Genomic DNA, 15,679 nt, shown 5'->3' on the forward strand with positions numbered 1-15,679 from the left:
GGGGAAACGAGGATGGCTCTGACGAGGCTCAAGGAAGGTGGCAACACCTATAAGGCCGAGCTGGATGCGCACGAGCGCGCATCGCGCGACGAGATCATGGCACTCCAGGTGCAGCGGCTGGCCTGGTCGCTGAAGCACGCTTACGACAACGTCGCGCACTATCGCAAGGCCTTCGACGCGGCCGGCGTGCACCCGTCCGACTTTCGCGAGCTCTCGGATCTTGCGAAATTTCCGTTCACCGTAAAAACGGACCTGCGCGACAATTATCCCTTCAACATGTTTGCCGTGCCCCGTGAGAAACTGGTGCGCGTGCATGCGTCCTCCGGCACGACGGGCAAGCCGATTGTGGTGGGCTATACGCAACGCGACATCGACACCTGGTCGGACGTGATGGCACGCTCGATCCGCGCCGCGGGCGGCCGCACCGGCATGATCATCCACAATGCTTATGGCTACGGTCTTTTCACAGGCGGGCTTGGCGTGCACTACGGAGCCGAAAAACTCGGCTGCACTGTGGTGCCGATCTCCGGGGGCATGACCGAGCGGCAGGTGCAGCTCATCAACGATTTTCGGCCCGACATCATTACGGTGACGCCGAGCTATATGCTGGCGATCCTTGACGAGTTCAAGCGTCAGAAGCTCGATCCGCGCCAATGCTCGCTCAAGGTCGGCATCTTCGGCGCGGAGCCGTGGACCAATGCGATGCGCGGCGAGATCGAAGATGCCTTCGACATGGACGCGACCGACATCTACGGTCTCTCCGAGGTGATCGGCCCCGGCGTCGCGCAGGAATGCATCGAGACCAAGGACGGCCTGCATATCTGGGAGGATCATTTCTATCCCGAAGTGATCGATCCCGACACCGGTGCGGTGCTGCCCGACGGGGAGAAGGGCGAACTGGTGTTTACATCGCTCACCAAGGAAGCCTTTCCGGTGATCCGCTATCGCACCCGCGACCTGACGCGGCTTCTGCCGGGCACGGCGCGGCCCGGCATGCGGCGGATGGAGAAGGTCACGGGGCGCTCGGACGACATGATCATCCTGCGCGGCGTCAACCTGTTCCCGACCCAGATCGAGGAGGTTCTGCTCGCCACCGACTGGTGCGGCGGGCATTTCATTCTGGAATTGACTCGGGAAGGACGCATGGACGAGTTGACCATCATTGCCGAGGCGCGGCCGGAGAGCTGGGATGGCCGGGGTCTCCTCGACCATGCCGATCGGATCTCAACCCATATCAAGAACACGATCGGGATCAGTTCCAACGTGCGGGTGGTTGCGCCTGCGACGCTGGAACGCTCGCTCGGCAAGGCGAAGCGGCTCTACGACAAGCGGCCGAAGGATTGAGTTGATGGGATTGACTTGACGGATTGACTTGACCGCCCCCAAAGGCGACAAGGCCCGCGAGAAATCGCGGATCTTTTCCATGTCGTCAGCCGATCCCAAAGCCGTCGAGGCGCGCTGCGTCCGCCTCAATGCCAAGGCCGAGAACGCCGCTGGGATTGCACCTCGCGTCGAGCCTCATACGCTCGCGCGCGGTCCGAACGATCTCCTGATCGAGGTCAAGGCCGCCGCCGTCAATCCGTCCGACGTCAAGGCCGCGACTGGGCTAATGGCCTATGCCATCTTCCCGCGCACGCCGGGGCGCGATTACGCCGGCGTGGTGATCGACGGGCCGGCCGGTACGATGGGCCGCGAGGTGTTCGGCTCCTCCGGCGATCTCGGCATCCGCCGCGACGGCACTCACGCCAGCCATCTCGTCGTTGAATCCGACGCGGTGGTGGAGAAGCCGAAGACCGTGTCTTGGGAGGAGGCCGCCGGCATCGGCGTGCCCTTTGTCACCGCCATGGAGGGTTTTCGCCGCGCCGGCATTCCAAAGCCCGGGGAAACGGTGCTGGTGTTCGGCGCCAACGGCAAGGTTGGTCAAGCGGCGGTGCAGATCGCGACCTGGCAGGGCGCGCGTATCATCGGCGTGGTGCGCAAGGCGGAACCTTATGAGGGCCACACCAACGCATCCATCGAGGTGATCGACGCTTCCGCGACCGACGTCGCCACACGCGTGCGCGAGTTGACCGATGGCAAAGGCGCCGACATCGTCTTCAACACGGTCGGCGATCCCTATTTCCAGGCGGCGCACAAGTCGCTCGCGCTTCGCGGCCGCCAGATCCTGATCGCCGCCATCGACCGCATCGCGCAGTTCAACATTCTCGAATTCTACCGCGGGCAACACACCTATGTCGGCATCGACACGCTCGGCCTGTCGTCGATCGCGACAGGCGCTGTGCTGCGTGACCTCGGCCCGGGCTTCGCGAGCGGGCACCTGAAACCGTTTCCGATCAACGCGAACGCCGTCTATCCGCTCGAACGCGCGAAGGAGGCCTATGTCGCCGTTGCAGGCTCCTCGCGGGATCGCGTGATCCTGAAACCTTGATCATGGATTCGTCTCCCCAACTCATCATCCTCGCCGGCCTCGTCATCGGCCTGGTCTACGGCGCTGTCGGCCTGCTCAGCGGCTTCTGCCTGATGAGCAGCATGCGCGGCTGGTTGTCGGAGGGGGATGGGCGGTTGGTCCGAACCTATGCGCTGGCGATCGCGGTTGCGACCGCAGCGAGCCAGTTCCTCGCCGGCACCGGCGTGGTCGATCTCGGCAAGTCGATCTACCTGCAACAGTCCTTTTCGGTGCCGGTGTTGTTTCTCGGCGGACTCCTGTTCGGATACGGCATGGTACTGTCCAACGGCTGCGGTTCGCGCGCGCTGGTGCTGCTCGGTCGTGGCAATCTCCGCTCCTTCGTCGTGGTGGTCGTGCTCGCCATCGCCGCGCAGATGACGCTCAAGGGCCTGATCGCGCCGGCGCGCATCGCCGTGGTCCAGGCCTCGCAAACCACGGTCAACGTGAATTCGCTGCCGTCATTGTTCGCCATGTTCGGTCCGGCTGAAGCGCTTGCGCGCGCAATGGCTGCTGCTGTCGTTGTCGTCACGCTGATCCTGTTTGCTTTCGCGCACCCAGCGTTCCGACGTTCGCCCGGCCAGATTGCAGCCGGTGTCGTCGTCGGTCTCCTCGTCGCCGGCGGCTGGTTCGTCACCGGCTATCTCGGCGCGGATGATTTCAACCCCGTCCCCGTGACCTCGCTTACCTTCGTCGCGCCGATCGCGGACAGCCTGCAATATGCCATGCTCTCGACGGGCCTGACGCTGAATTTCGGCATCGCGACGGTTGCAGGTGTCTTCGCCGGCAGTCTGGTCACCGCGCTTGCGACGGGCCGTTTCCATCTCGAAGGCTATTCCTCGCCACGCCATATGCTGCGATCGGCGGCTGGCGCCGCACTGATGGGCATCGGCGGCGTGATGGCGTTCGGCTGTTCGATCGGCCAAGGGCTCACCGGCGTGTCGACGCTCGCGCTCGGCTCATTCGTCGCCGTCGCCGGCATCCTGCTCGGCACGACGGCGGGCTTGCGCGGGATGCTGCGCGTTCAGCCCTTCGCGGTAGCCTGACCACGCAGCAGGCGATCGCCGAGCGTTGCGAGACCGATGCCGGTGATGATCAGCGCGGCCGCTGTCACCAGACTCATGTCGATCGGCTCGCCCAGCAGGATCGCGGCGCTGGCGATGCCGACGAGCGGCGTTGCGGTGGTGCCGAGCGAGGTCGTCAGGGCCGAGATGCTCTTATTCACCATCGACATCGCCCAATAGGCGAGCACCGTCCCGATCAGCCCGGAATACAGGAACAGCAACACGAGTCTCCACGACCACTCCACATGCGGCAGGCCATCCGCGATGATCGCGCTCACCGATAGCACGATGGTTGCCACGAGCACTTGCCAGATCAGAAGCTGGAGCGGCGAGGCAATCCAGCGATGGGCGCGGATATAGATAATGTTCGCGGCCCATGAGATCGCGGCCAGGATCACCATGCCGGCGCCGAGCACGACATTGGTGTTGGTCCAGTCGATCGAGGCCGGGTTCAGGATGACGACCAGCCCGATCAGGCCCAGCAGCGCGCCGGCGACCTTCGGCGCCGTCAAAGTGTCCTTCCCGAGCAGCGGCGCGGCGATCGCGACCCAGAGTGGCGTGGTGTAGCCGAGCACAACGGCCTTGCTTGCGGGTAGGAAGCGCACACCGGCCGCAACCAGGACCGAGAACACGGTCATGTGCAGCAGTGCGACGCTCAGGACCACCGGGATGTCGCGACGCTCCGGAATCACCAGATTGTTGCTGAGCCCGAGGATCACGAACAATCCAGCCAGCGCGATCCAACTCCGGATCGCTGAAGCCCACAGTGGTGGAAGGAACTGGACGAGTTGCTTCGTCACCGACCAGTTTATGCCCCAAGCCAGCACGACGATGAGAAACAGGCCAACGGCTGCGCGGGGGGATAGGGAGTTCATCTCGGAGGTCCTTGAAGCAGTCCAGTCCAGCGGATAGCATCTCGTCTGGCACCTGAAACAGTGCCAGATAGGAAAGGAATAGGGTGCCAGTTCCGGACAGCATGATCTCCGCCCTGATCGACCTGAACCGGGCCGACGACGAGGGGCTGGTGGCTCAACTGACGAGCCAGCTCCGAAGCTTGATCGCGACCGGGCGTCTCGTCAAAGGCCGCACGCTGCCGTCGAGCCGTGGGCTTGCGAGCGATCTCGGCGTCTCACGCAACACCGTCAGCTATGCGTTCGAGCAGCTCGCCGCCGAGGGATATCTCGAAGCCTCGCACGGCCGCCGTCCGATGGTTGCGGTGGACGGCGGCGAGCGCGTCACAGACCCTGGCGCCGTCGCAACTCGCATGCGCCCTGGCAAGCCGCGGCTTTCGCCCTGGGCGTCGAGCCTCACGCAGACCGACTGGCCGATGTCTTATCAGGCGCGACTAAGACCCTTGCGTCCCGGGCATGGCGATTTCAGGGAGTTTCCCAACGACGTCTGGGCGCGCTGCCTGCGCCGCAGCGCTGTGCGCGCGGCGAGGCGCGAGCTCGGACCGGTCAATCGGCCGCGCCTGCGCGAGGCACTGGCGCATTATCTTGCGACCAGCAGGGGCGTGCGCGCGACGGCGGATCAGATCCTGATTCTGCCGAGCGCGCAGGCTGCGCTGACCCTGATCGCGGCCGCCGTCATCACCCCCGGCGACGATGTCTGGGTCGAGGATCCCGGCTATCCCGGCGCCGCGGCCGCCTTCCGCGCATCCGGTGCGCGCGTGATCGGGATGAGTTTGGACGAGCAGGGCATGCAGCGGATTCGTGGCTTGGCGGCCCCGACCTTGATCTTCATGACGCCGTCGCATCAGCACCCGACCGGCCGCCTGATGTCGCTCTCGCGCCGCACGGAGTTTCTTGGCCTGAGCAGGCCCGGCAAGACCTGGATCGTGGAGGACGATTACGACGGCGAATTCCACTATGATAGCCGGCCGGTGCCGGCCCTGCAGGGACTCGATGCCCACGGCCGCGTGTTCTATGTCGGCACGTTCTCCAAGGTCATGACCTCGGATATCCGGCTCGGCTACCTCGTCATACCGCGGGCCATGGTCGGTACTCTCGAGATCGTACAGCGGCACATCGGACTGATCGCCGCGAGCCACATCCAGGAGGCGCTGGCCGAGTTCATTGCCGACGGGCATTTCCTGGCGCATCTGCGCCGGGTGCGCCGGATCTATCACGCCCGCCGCGATCACCTTGTGGAGGGATTGGAGCGCCATTTGGGCGATGTGCTCTCTGCCGAAGTGTCCCCCGGTGGCATTCAGCTCGTCGCGCGTCTCAAGCGCGGTCGCGCTGATCAGGTGGCGGTCAAGCGGCTGGTCGAAGCGGGCGTTGAAACGCGTGCCCTGTCCGGCTTGGCACTGGGCAGGCCGCGCGACCACGGCCTGCTGCTCGGCTTCGCGGCCTGGCGCGAGAGCGAGATCACCGCGGCGCTGCGAACAATGGCGTCGTGCTTCTAGCGCAGTCGCGCTAATCCACGGCCTTGGTCACGATGCGGATTTCCGACGTCAGCGTCCGGTGCACTGGGCACTTGTCGGCGATCTCCATCAATTTCTTGCGCTGCTCGGGATCGAGCGCGCCGTCCATCGCGATGTCGCGCTCGATCTGGTCGAGCATGCCATCGCGCGTCTCGCATTCCGCGCAGTCTTTTGCATAGATCTTGGAATGCTTCAGTGAGACGGTGACACGATCGAGCGGCAGCGACTTGCGGTCGGCATAGAGGCGCATGGTCATCGAGGTACAGGCCCCGAGGCCAGCGAGCAGGAGATCGTAAGGACCAGGGCCGGCATCCTCGCCGCCGGCGGCGACCGGCTCGTCCGCGACGAGCTGATGCGGACCGACGGAGATGGTCTGGTTGAACTTGCTCTTGCGGGTCTCCTGCACCACGACCCGGCGCGGCGCCTCGGGGAGATCCATCGCCCTCGCAGGTTTGGCCGCGTCGATGTACCGGCTCGCCCAGGCCGCGATCACGTCGGCTGCATAGAGCGCGTCGGCCGGCTTGGTCAGGAGATGATCGGCATGGTCGAGCGAGACGAAGCTCTTGGGATGCCTGGCGGAGACGAAGAGCTTCGTCGCATTGTCGATACCGACGGTATCGTCGACCGGAGAATGCATCACCAACAGCGCCTTGTGCAGGCCGGCGACGTCTTTCATCAGCTCGTGCTCGGCGATGTCGTCGAGGAATTCGCGCTTGATCCGGAACGGGCGTCCCGCAAGCGAGACTTCGACCTCACCTTGCGTGCGAATGTCGCCGAGATGCTCTTTGAAAAGGCCGGTGACGTGGGCGGGATCGGATGGTGCCGCAATGGTCACAACCGCCTTGGCTTCCGGGATTCGTCCTGCTGCCGCAAGGATCGCGGCGCCGCCGAGGCTGTGACCGATCAGAATCGACGGCGCCTTGCGGACGCTACGCAGATGATCGGCGGCGCGCACGAGATCGGCAACGTTGGAGGAAAACGTCGAATTGGCAAAATCCCCCTCGCTGGAGCCGAGCCCGGTGAAGTCGAAGCGCAGCACCGCGATGCCCTTGGCGGCCAGCGCGACCGAGATGCGTTTGGCGGCCAGCGTGTCCTTGCCGCAGGTGAAGCAATGCGCGAACAGCGCGAAGGCCCCGGGCTCGCCGTCGGGTAGCTCCAGCGCGGCCGAAAGCTGATGGCCGCCTTCGCCGGTGAATTGAAAGCGCTCTGTCGGCATGGGTTTCCCCCGTTCCTTGCTGAACCTAGTCGCCCGAATAGCGTTGCTCTGCCCAGGGATCGCCGCGGTTATGGTAGCCACGGACTTCCCAGAAGCCCGGCGCGTCCTCGGTCAGGAATTCGATCGACTGAACCCATTTGGCGCTCTTCCAGAAATACAGATGCGGCACGACCAGCCGTACCGGGCCGCCATGTTCGGCCGACAATGGCTCACCGGACCAGCTATGGGCGAGCAATGCGTCCTCGGCGGCAAAGTCGTCCAGCGCGAGGTTGGTGGTGTAGCCATCATGGGAATGCAACACGACGAAGCGCGCGTCCGGGCGCGGCTGGCAGGCCGCGAGCAGCTCGCGCGTGGCGAGCCCCTCCCACTCATTGTCGTAGCGCGACCAGGTGGTGACGCAGTGGATGTCGGAGATGAACTGCGCCCGCTTCTGGGCGGCGAACTCGGCAAAGGTCCAGAACACGGGGTTCTCGATCGCGCCGTAGACGTCGAGCCGCCAGCGCTCGCGCGAAATCGGCGGTACGACTCCGAGATCGAGCACTGGCCAGTCCTTTGTCTGGTGCTGGCCGGGCGGCAGGCGCTGATCTTCCGGGCGCGTGATCTTGCCTGTCAAAAAGCGGCCCTCGCGCGCCCATTTTTCCTTGGTGCGCGTCAGCTTGCTGTCGGGCGGCTCGTTGTCTTCGGCCATCGGCTACTCGTGGCGGTGCATCGCGGAGGCATGCTTGGTGTCGCGCATGGTAGATGCTCAGCGACAGGCAGATGATACCAGCGAGATAATAGTAGAACCACTCCTCATGCCCGATGGTCTTGAAATAGAGCGCGATCGCCGGCGCCGTGCCGCCGAACATCGAGACGGTGATCGCACAGGGCAGCCCGACGCAGAGGTTGCCGATCGAGCCGATGAAGATCGCCTTGATCCGCGCTGGGCGCTGGCGATATCAAAATGCTCAGAGGCCGGTTTGATTGCTTGCTCAGTCAAGTCCGGCCTCTCCGTATCACTGTTTGGAGAGGTCTACATCGCCTTTCCAAGCAAAAATGGCAACTGGCGGGGGCCTCTGACGGTTCCTTGGGACCAGGTCACCGTGCCTGCCGGATCGAGGGCGAAGTCCGGAATGCGCTTCAGCCATTCCTCGAGCGCAACCTGCATCTCCATGCGCGCAAGGTTCGAGCCGACGCAGCGGTGGATGCCGAGGCCGAAGGCGGCGTGGCGGTTCTCGCGGCGGTCAATCACGACCTTATCAGCATCCGGAAACATTTTCGGATCCCGGTTGGCGGCCGGGAAGGACAGCAGCACCATGTTGCCTGCCTTGACCGGGCAGCCTGACACCGTGGTCTCCTTGACCACTTCGCGCGCCATCGTCACCGGCGAATAGGCGCGCAGCAGCTCCTCCACCGCGGTCGGGATCAGCTCGGGCTCGGCAACCAGGCGCTCGCGGTCGGCGGGCGTCCGGGCAAGGTGCCAGAGCGAGGAGCCGATCGCGCTCCAGGTGGTGTCGATGCCGGCAATCAGGAGCAGGCGCAACGAGCCCAGCACATGCGAATCCTCGAGCGGATTGCCGTCCTTGTCCCTGGCATTCATCAGGTAGGAAATCAGATCGTCGGTTGGCTTGTTCTTGCGCGCTTCGATATGGGCGCTGAAATAGGCGCTCATCTCGTGCACCGCCTGGAGCAACGTGTTTTCGTCCTTGATGCCAAGTTCCAGGATCATGTGGATCCATCGGATGAAGAGATCGCTGTCCGTCTCGGGGATGCCGAGCATGTGTGCGATCGCGCGAACCGGAATGTGCTTGGTGTAGCGCTCTGCCGCGTCAAGTCGGCCTTCAGTGATGAAGCCGTCGATCAACTCGTTGCAGATCGCGCGCACCCGCGGCTCCAGCTTCTTCATCGCGTCCGGCGTGAACGGCGGCAGCAGCAATTGCTTGGCTGGCTTGTGCACCGGCGGATCGGACGTGATCGGCGGGGCGGAGTTTCTGCTGGTGATCTCCGGCCGAACGTCGCGGACGATGATGCGGCGCGAGGAGAAATGCTCGCTGTCGTTGGCGATCTCGCGCACCGCCTCATAGGTCGTCGGCATGTAACAGCCGAGGAAGCGTTCGGTATGCACGACCGGGCTTGCGGCGCGCAGCTCGTCCCAAATCGGGAAGGGATCTTCCGTCCATTGCGGATCGGTGTGGTCGAAATCATCGACCCAGTCGGTCACGGGCGGATGGGCGGTGGGCTGGCTGATGTCGGACATCTCGAAATCCCTTGAAATCCCTTGGGGGCTCGTGGTCGCGGAAGGCACGCGGGCAGAAGCGGGCGCGCTACTCCTCGATCACGTCGATCGCGATTTCCGGGCAATTGGACTTGGCGAGCCAGGCCTTGTCTTCGAGGCCGGGCGGGACCGTGCCGTCGCCGGCTTCGTGGGCGTTGCCGTATTCGTCCAGCTCGAACAGCTCCGGCGCCAGCGCCTTGCAGCGCGCGTGCCCCTGGCATTTGTCGGGATCAACGTGAACCCTCAGTCGCTCTGTCATGGCGGCTTCCTCGATCGTGTGCACTCCGGCCCGAAGGCGGCGCGCGCTCCCACTTGAGTTTTTGTTCAAGTTATAGGCTATTACATTCGCGGCAGGCTTCCCCTGTCAAGCGCAAACTTATAGGCTCTGCGCAACATGCGTTCACAACTTGCCCGCAAGCCCGAGAATACCTACCACCACGGCGATCTCCGCGACGCCTTGATCAAGGCCGCGCTGCGCGAAGCCGAGCAGGGCGGGACGGAGGCGATCAGCATCAAGGCGCTGGCAAAGCAGCTGGGTGTTTCGCAGCCGGCGCCCTACCGGCATTTCGCCGATCGCGAGGCGCTGCTTGCGGCGGTGACGGCGGAGGCGTTCCGGCAGCTCAACGGGATATTGCGGGCGGCGATGGCAAAGCCGTCGAAGCGGTCGAAGCTGTCGCTGCTGGCGCAGGCGACGCTGGATTTCGGCTTACGCCGCAATGGCATCTACCGCTTGATGTTCGCCTCGCGCACGGTGTCGTGTGCGGCGAAAGGCAGCGAGCTGCACGAAGCGACCCGCGAAACCTTTGCGCTCGTGGTCGACGCATTGGAAGCCCCGGCCGTTGATTATCTGCGCGAGCGGCAGGCGCTCAAGATCTGGGCGGCGGTGCACGGCGTGGTGATGCTGGCTGAGCAGGGACTGTTCACCGGCGAGGCGGCCCATGCCACGCGCGAAGACCTGGTCGAGGATTTTGTCAGTGAAACCAAGGCCGCGCTTGCGGCGGCGATCAAAGGCGCGCGGCGCCGGAAACAGGCTGGCGCTTAAGCCCTCGCCGCCAACAGCTTCATCAGCTTCTCGACGGCGCTGTCGGGCGTGGTCACGACAGGGCGACCGGTAGCTTCTGCCACGAGAGGCGCCGTTGCCGCGATGCTGAACTGCGCGAGCGCGACGACGTCGCAATCGCGCAAATCATGTGAGGCTTCCACGATCAGCCGGTTATGAGTAGCGCGATCGCCGCGGTCGAGCGCGGCCAGCGCGCCTTCGGCAAGCTTCGGCACGATCTGGACGGAGGTAGGAAATTCCGGCGGCATCGAGGCCAGCGTCGGCGCGAACGTCGAGAGCAGGCCGATACGCCGGCCCATCGTCACTGCCCGTTCGATCATGGCTTCGTTCGGCCTGAGCACCGGCATGGGCGCATGCGCGCGCGCGACCGCCTCGATGCAGGGACCGAAAGCCGAGCAGGTGAACAGGATCGCATCCGCGCCTGTCGCCGCGGCGTAGCGACCGAGCACAAGAAAGCGCTCGGTCATGGCATCATTGAGCCCGCCATCACGCGCCAGATCCGCCGACAAGCTGTCATCGAGCAGGTTCATCAGCCGCGCTTCCGGCCACGCCTTCGCAAACGCAGCTTCGATCGGGGCGATGGAATGCTTGAGGGCGTGGATCAGCGCGATGCGAGGGGAGGTCGTCATTGAACGTTACCTGATGCAAGGTCGCGTGCCCCGGACGCAGCGCGTCCGGGACACGCAAACGTTTACTTGAACGGCACCGCGTACATCAAGCCGCCCTTGCTCCAGAGGCCGTTGAGGCCGCGCTCGAGCTTGAGCGGGCTCGCCTTGCCGACATTGCGCTCATAGATCTCGCCGTAATTGCCGGTGGCCTTGATGGCTGTGACCAGCCATTTATTGTCGAGCCCGAGCCGCGAGCCGAGATCGCCGGAGGCACCGAGCAGGCGCTGGATCGCGGGCGTCTGCGACTTCGCCATCTCGTCGACATTGCCTTGTGTGACGCCGAGCTCTTCGGCCTCGATCAAGCCGTAATGCAGCCAGGTGATGATGTCGCTCCAGACTTCATCGCCATTGCGGGTGAAGGGGCCGAGCGGCTCCTTGCTGATGGTCTGCGGCAGCACGACGTAGTCGGCCGCATTCGGCGCCGCGGTGGTCACGGCGCCGGCGAGCGCGGAAGCGTCCTGGGTCATGGCATCGCAGCGGCCGCCGAAGAAGGTCTGGTACATGGTGTCGACGCGGTCGAACACCAGCGGCTTCCAGTCGATACCGTTGGCACGGCCATAATCGCCGAGTGTGACCTCATGCGTGGTGCCCTGCGCGACGCAGACGGTGGCGCCTTTGAGATCCTTGATCTCCTTCACGCCGAGCTCTTTCTTCACCACAAAGCCCTGACCATCGTAGAAGTTGATCGGGCCTTGCCGCAGGCCCAGCGTGACACCGCGCAGATAGGTCTGGGTCGAGTTGCGGTAGAGCACGTCGATCTCGCCGGACTGGAGCGCGGTGAAGCGGTTCTGCGCGGTCAGCGAGACGTAACGCACCTTGCTGGCATCGCCGAGCACGCCGGCGGCGAGCGCGCGGCAATAATCGACGTCGAGACCCTTGTAGTTGCCTTGCGAATCTGGTGCCGAGAAGCCGGCAAAACCGGCGCTGACGCCGCATATCAGCGTGCCGCGGCTCTTCACCGTGTCGAGCGTTGCCGCCGACGCGACCACCGTCGATGCCGCGAGCACGCCAGCTACGATAACCACTTTCCTCATCATGCTATTCTCCCCTCAGTGATTGACACGACGCAATACGTTGTCGACGGCGGTGCCGAGCTTGTCGACGATCAGGTCGATCTCCTCCGCGGAGGTGATATAGGGCGGCGCCAGCAGCACGTGGTCGCCACGGACACCGTCCACTGTGCCGCCGCCGGGATAGCAGCCGAGGCCGTTGGCGAGGGCCTCCGCCTTGATCTTCTGGTTCAGCTTCAGCGCGGGATCGAACGAGGTCCGGCTGGCGCGATCGGCGACGAGCTCGATCGCCCAGAACAGGCCGCGGCCCCTGATGTCGCCGATATGACGGTGATTGCCGAAGCGCTCGGTGAGCCGCTGCTCGAGCTGCTTGCCGCGCTCCTTCACCCGGTCGAGCAGGCCGTCCTCGCGGATCACGTCCTGCACCGCGAGCGCAGCAGCGCAAGCGAGAGGGTGCGCCAGATAGGTGTGGCCGTGCAGGAAGGCGCCCGAACCTGAGCGGATTGTCTCGATGATCCTGCCGTTCGCGAGCATCGCGCCGATCGGCTGGTAGCCGCCGCCGAGACCCTTAGCGATCGCCTGGATGTCGGGCGCGATGCCTTCCTGCTCCCAGGCGTGCGTGGTGCCGGTGCGGCCCATGCCGCTCATGACCTCGTCGAGAATGAGCAGCGCACCATGGCGGTCGCAGATCTCGCGCACCGCCCTGAAATAACCGTCCGGTGCCGTCACGGCACCTGCGGTGGCGCCGACGACGGGCTCGGCGAGGAACGCCGCGACCGTATTGGGACCGAGGCGCTGAAACTCGGCTTCCAGCTCGGCCGCAAGCCGGGCGACGAATTGCGCATCGGATTCGCCTTCGTGCTTCTCGTGATAGGCGAAAGCCGGGGTCACGTGGCTGAAGGCGTCGGAGAGCAGCGGCGCATAGGGCGCACGCCGCCAGGCATTACCGCCGGCGGCCAGCGCGCCGAGCGTGTTGCCGTGATAGCTCTGGCGCCGCGCGATGAAATGCTGCCGCTGCGGCTCGCCGCGCTCGATGAAATATTGCCGCGCGAGTTTGATGCTGGCTTCGATCGCTTCGGATCCGCCGCTGACGAAATAGGCGTAGGCGAGGCCGCCGGGCTCATGGCCGACCAGCCTCTCGGCAAGCGCCTCCGCCGGCTCGGACGAGAAGAAGGATGTGTGGGCGTAGGCCAGCGTCGAGGCCTGCTTCGTCAGCGCCGCGATCACGCGCGGATGCTGGTGGCCAAGGCAAGAGACCGCAGCGCCGCCGGAGGCGTCGATGATGCGCCGCCCGTCCTCGGCAAAGAGATAGACGCCTTCGCCGCCGATCGCCTTGGGCGGCGTTTCACGCAGCGAGCGATGCAGCACGCGGCTGGTGCGAGCGGCCATGGGTCAACCTTTCTCTGAGACGTAAGTTGAAGCCGCGGCGAGCCGCGCCTCGGTATTCTCAAGGCGCTTCTTCGCGGCCGTGCCGCCGAGCGAAAACGTCACGGCGGCGAGCGATTGCGCGATCGCAATGGCGCCGGTGAGGCTCGGGAAAAAGCCGGGAGAGGAGGCCGCTTCGAACAGCAGCACGTGGTCGGCGCCTTCAGCCATCGGCGCCGAAGGGCTGTCGGCGACCGCGATCAGGGCCGCGCCGGCGCGATAGGCGGCGTGCGCGACCCGGACGCTCGCATGGGTGTAGGGCATGAAACCGATGACGATGACGGCCTCACCGGGTCGGAATGCGCCGAGGTCGAGATCGTCGGGGCCGGAGGCGCCGACGAGTTGCACCTGTTCGGGACGAAACAGCCGGAGCTCGTAGTTCAACAGTTCTGCGACGCTGCGACAGCTTCGGTATCCGGTGATCCAGATCCGCGTGGCATCGTGGAGTGCGCGCGCCGCCTCCACAATCGGCTGGGCCGGGATGCGCGGAAGGCCGGCGGCTTCGGCCTCGAGCTTGTCGGTGACGAGCGCGACATCGGCGTTCGGACCGTGGCGGCGACCCTTGGCGCGGCCGGAGAAGGGCGCTATCTGCGAGGGCCGCCGCGCCTCCGTCAACGCCGCGCGCAACTCATCCCAGCCCGAATAGCCGATCGCCTTGGCAAGCCGCGTGAACGCGGCGGGATCGGCGCCGGCAACCGCTGCGAGATCGCGCATCGATCGCGTGGTGGCGTCGTAATCGTTTGCCGCAACGAAACGCCCGACCTCCTGCAACCGCATCGGAAGCGAGGGCAATGCAATACGCAGTTCGCTCAGCGGCGAGGATTTCACGGGCTCGGCCATGAAACATTTGTTGCACGAAGTGGGGTTTGGTGCAACAGTTGACGTACGCTGCCGGAAATCGCCGTCTTGAGAAGGATTTTTGTGCTGTGACGTCAGACGCTCCGAGACCGCCGCCGCGCCGCCGCTTCTTCGGCGCTTTCGGGCAGCGCGAGCTGAAAGGCCTGTTTTGGCAGGCCCTGGTGGTCGGGATCGCAGTCGCGGTCATCGCCTTCCTCTGGTCCAACACGGTCACCAATCTCTCCGCGCGCCGCATCACAACCGGTTTTGCCTTCCTCGGCCGTGAGGCTGGCATGCCCATCTCCGATAGCCTGCTCGCCTACAATCCGAGAGACTCATATCTCTGGGCCTTCGTCGTCGGCATCGCCAACACCCTGCGCGTCGCCGTGATCGGAATCGTGCTTGCAACCATCTTGGGCACGGTGATCGGCATCTCGCGGCTGTCGGCGAACTGGCTGCTGTCGCGGCTCGCCGCGGTGTATGTCGAAATGCTCCGCGACATTCCGCTGCTGCTCCAGCTGCTGTTCTGGTATGTGCTGATGCAGGCGCTACCGGCCGCGCGCGCGGCATGGCGGCCGATCGAGGGCATGTTCCTGTCCAATCGCGGGTTGATTCTGCCGGCGATTCCGATCGGGACCCCGCAGCTTAGGGTGCTCGGCACGGCAGTGCTCGGGCTTGTCGTGTTCTACGTCATCCGGCGGCGGCTCATCGCGCAGCAAATGCGCGACGGCAAGCCGCGGCCGGCCTGGCCGTTCGCACTCGGCTTGCTCGTTGTGCTGCCTGCGGCGGTGTCCGTGCTGCTGGGCGTGTCCTGGACGATCGAATGGTCTGAGTTGCGCGGCTTCAACTTCGTCGGAGGGCTGACGCTCGCGCCGGAATATTTTGCGCTCCTGATCGCGCTCGTCACCTACACCTCGGCCTTCATCGCCGAGATCGTGCGCAGCGGCATCCAGTCGGTGCCGCGCGGGCAGTGGGATGCCGCCAATGCGCTGGGACTGCGCCGCAGCTTCATGCTGCGGCAGATCATCCTGCCACAGGCGCTACGCGTCATCGTGCCGCCAATGACGAGCCAGTACCTCAACCTGACCAAGAACTCTTCGCTCGCGGTGGCGATCGGCTATCAGGACGTGGTCTCGATCGCCAACACGACATTGAACCAGACCGGGCAGGCGATCGAGGCCATTGCCTTGATCATGGCGGTGTTTCTCACCATCAGCCTCGGCATCAGCTTTTTCATGAACTGGTACAATTCGCGCATCGCGCTGGTGGAGCGCTGA

15 protein-coding genes and 1 pseudogene are annotated in these 15,679 nt (G+C 64.9%); 6 read left to right on the top strand and 10 right to left on the bottom strand.

Annotated features, from left to right (window positions below; genetic code table 11):
• The first annotated feature begins 12 nt into the window (after positions 1–12).
• From paaK to ACFQX9_RS01130, 3 genes are all read left to right on the top strand, one after another.
• Positions 13–1,344, top strand: coding sequence for a phenylacetate--CoA ligase PaaK (paaK, locus tag ACFQX9_RS01120; protein WP_247394310.1), 1,332 nt, complete (start codon positions 13–15; stop codon positions 1,342–1,344).
• Positions 1,345–1,423: 79 nt separating this feature from the next.
• Positions 1,424–2,428: a zinc-binding alcohol dehydrogenase family protein gene (locus ACFQX9_RS01125; protein WP_377786110.1), complete on the top strand. Its 1,005-nt coding sequence runs from the start codon at positions 1,424–1,426 to the stop codon at positions 2,426–2,428.
• A gap of 2 nt (positions 2,429–2,430) precedes the next feature.
• A complete protein-coding gene (locus tag ACFQX9_RS01130) occupies positions 2,431–3,489 on the top strand; it encodes a YeeE/YedE family protein (protein WP_377786112.1) in 1,059 nt (352 codons plus the stop codon).
• Here ACFQX9_RS01130 and ACFQX9_RS01135 read toward each other — a convergent pair.
• Positions 3,468–4,382, bottom strand: a complete 915-nt coding sequence (locus ACFQX9_RS01135) for a DMT family transporter (RefSeq protein WP_085352166.1) — start codon at positions 4,380–4,382, stop codon at positions 3,468–3,470. The two genes, ACFQX9_RS01130 and ACFQX9_RS01135, sit on opposite strands and share 22 nt — an antisense overlap.
• Before the next feature lie 101 nt (positions 4,383–4,483).
• Here ACFQX9_RS01135 and ACFQX9_RS01140 point away from each other — a divergent pair, with 101 nt between their 5' ends.
• The gene (locus ACFQX9_RS01140) at positions 4,484–5,914 is read left to right on the top strand and encodes a PLP-dependent aminotransferase family protein (protein ID WP_198959271.1); all 1,431 of its coding nucleotides are present in this window, start codon (positions 4,484–4,486) and stop codon (positions 5,912–5,914) included.
• A 10-nt stretch (positions 5,915–5,924) separates the two neighbouring features.
• On the opposite strand, the gene ACFQX9_RS01145 is transcribed toward ACFQX9_RS01140, so the two are convergent.
• The 5 genes and pseudogenes from ACFQX9_RS01145 to ACFQX9_RS01165 form a co-directional block, all read right to left on the bottom strand.
• A complete protein-coding gene (locus tag ACFQX9_RS01145; RefSeq protein ID WP_085352168.1) occupies positions 5,925–7,148 on the bottom strand; it encodes a bifunctional alpha/beta hydrolase/OsmC family protein in 1,224 nt (407 codons plus the stop codon).
• A gap of 25 nt (positions 7,149–7,173) precedes the next feature.
• The gene (locus ACFQX9_RS01150; protein ID WP_247394618.1) at positions 7,174–7,836 is read right to left on the bottom strand and encodes a sulfite oxidase-like oxidoreductase; all 663 of its coding nucleotides are present in this window, start codon (positions 7,834–7,836) and stop codon (positions 7,174–7,176) included.
• 3 nt (positions 7,837–7,839) lie between these two features.
• Positions 7,840–8,032 (bottom strand): annotated as a pseudogene (locus ACFQX9_RS01155) (alpha-ketoglutarate permease); the annotation flags it as partial.
• A 128-nt stretch (positions 8,033–8,160) separates the two neighbouring features.
• Positions 8,161–9,384: a cytochrome P450 gene (locus ACFQX9_RS01160; RefSeq protein WP_377786114.1), complete on the bottom strand. Its 1,224-nt coding sequence runs from the start codon at positions 9,382–9,384 to the stop codon at positions 8,161–8,163.
• A gap of 67 nt (positions 9,385–9,451) precedes the next feature.
• Positions 9,452–9,661 (bottom strand): ferredoxin, encoded by a 210-nt coding sequence (locus ACFQX9_RS01165; protein WP_007607931.1) that lies wholly within the window; start codon positions 9,659–9,661, stop codon positions 9,452–9,454.
• Positions 9,662–9,796: 135 nt separating this feature from the next.
• Between ACFQX9_RS01165 and ACFQX9_RS01170 the strand changes: the two genes are divergently transcribed.
• Positions 9,797–10,444, top strand: a complete 648-nt coding sequence (locus tag ACFQX9_RS01170) for a TetR/AcrR family transcriptional regulator (RefSeq protein WP_018457006.1) — start codon at positions 9,797–9,799, stop codon at positions 10,442–10,444.
• Here ACFQX9_RS01170 and ACFQX9_RS01175 read toward each other — a convergent pair.
• From ACFQX9_RS01175 to ACFQX9_RS01190, 4 genes are all read right to left on the bottom strand, one after another.
• A complete protein-coding gene (locus tag ACFQX9_RS01175) occupies positions 10,441–11,091 on the bottom strand; it encodes an aspartate/glutamate racemase family protein (protein WP_377786118.1) in 651 nt (216 codons plus the stop codon). The two genes, ACFQX9_RS01170 and ACFQX9_RS01175, sit on opposite strands and share 4 nt — an antisense overlap.
• Positions 11,092–11,153: 62 nt before the next feature.
• Positions 11,154–12,167, bottom strand: a complete 1,014-nt coding sequence (locus tag ACFQX9_RS01180; protein ID WP_377786120.1) for an amino acid ABC transporter substrate-binding protein — start codon at positions 12,165–12,167, stop codon at positions 11,154–11,156.
• 12 nt (positions 12,168–12,179) lie between these two features.
• Positions 12,180–13,529 carry an aspartate aminotransferase family protein gene (locus ACFQX9_RS01185; protein ID WP_377786122.1) on the bottom strand — a complete coding sequence of 450 codons (1,350 nt, stop codon included), beginning with the start codon at positions 13,527–13,529 and terminating at the stop codon, positions 12,180–12,182.
• Positions 13,530–13,532: 3 nt separating this feature from the next.
• Positions 13,533–14,405: a MurR/RpiR family transcriptional regulator gene (locus tag ACFQX9_RS01190; RefSeq protein ID WP_377786124.1), complete on the bottom strand. Its 873-nt coding sequence runs from the start codon at positions 14,403–14,405 to the stop codon at positions 13,533–13,535.
• Between the two features lie 86 nt (positions 14,406–14,491).
• On the opposite strand from ACFQX9_RS01190, the gene ACFQX9_RS01195 reads away from it, so the two are divergent.
• Positions 14,492–15,679 (top strand): amino acid ABC transporter permease, encoded by a 1,188-nt coding sequence (locus ACFQX9_RS01195; protein WP_377786126.1) that lies wholly within the window; start codon positions 14,492–14,494, stop codon positions 15,677–15,679.

Source organism: Bradyrhizobium sp. GCM10028915 (assembly GCF_042666195.1).
In the GTDB taxonomy this organism is placed as follows: Bacteria; Pseudomonadota; Alphaproteobacteria; order Rhizobiales; family Xanthobacteraceae; genus Bradyrhizobium; species Bradyrhizobium canariense_D.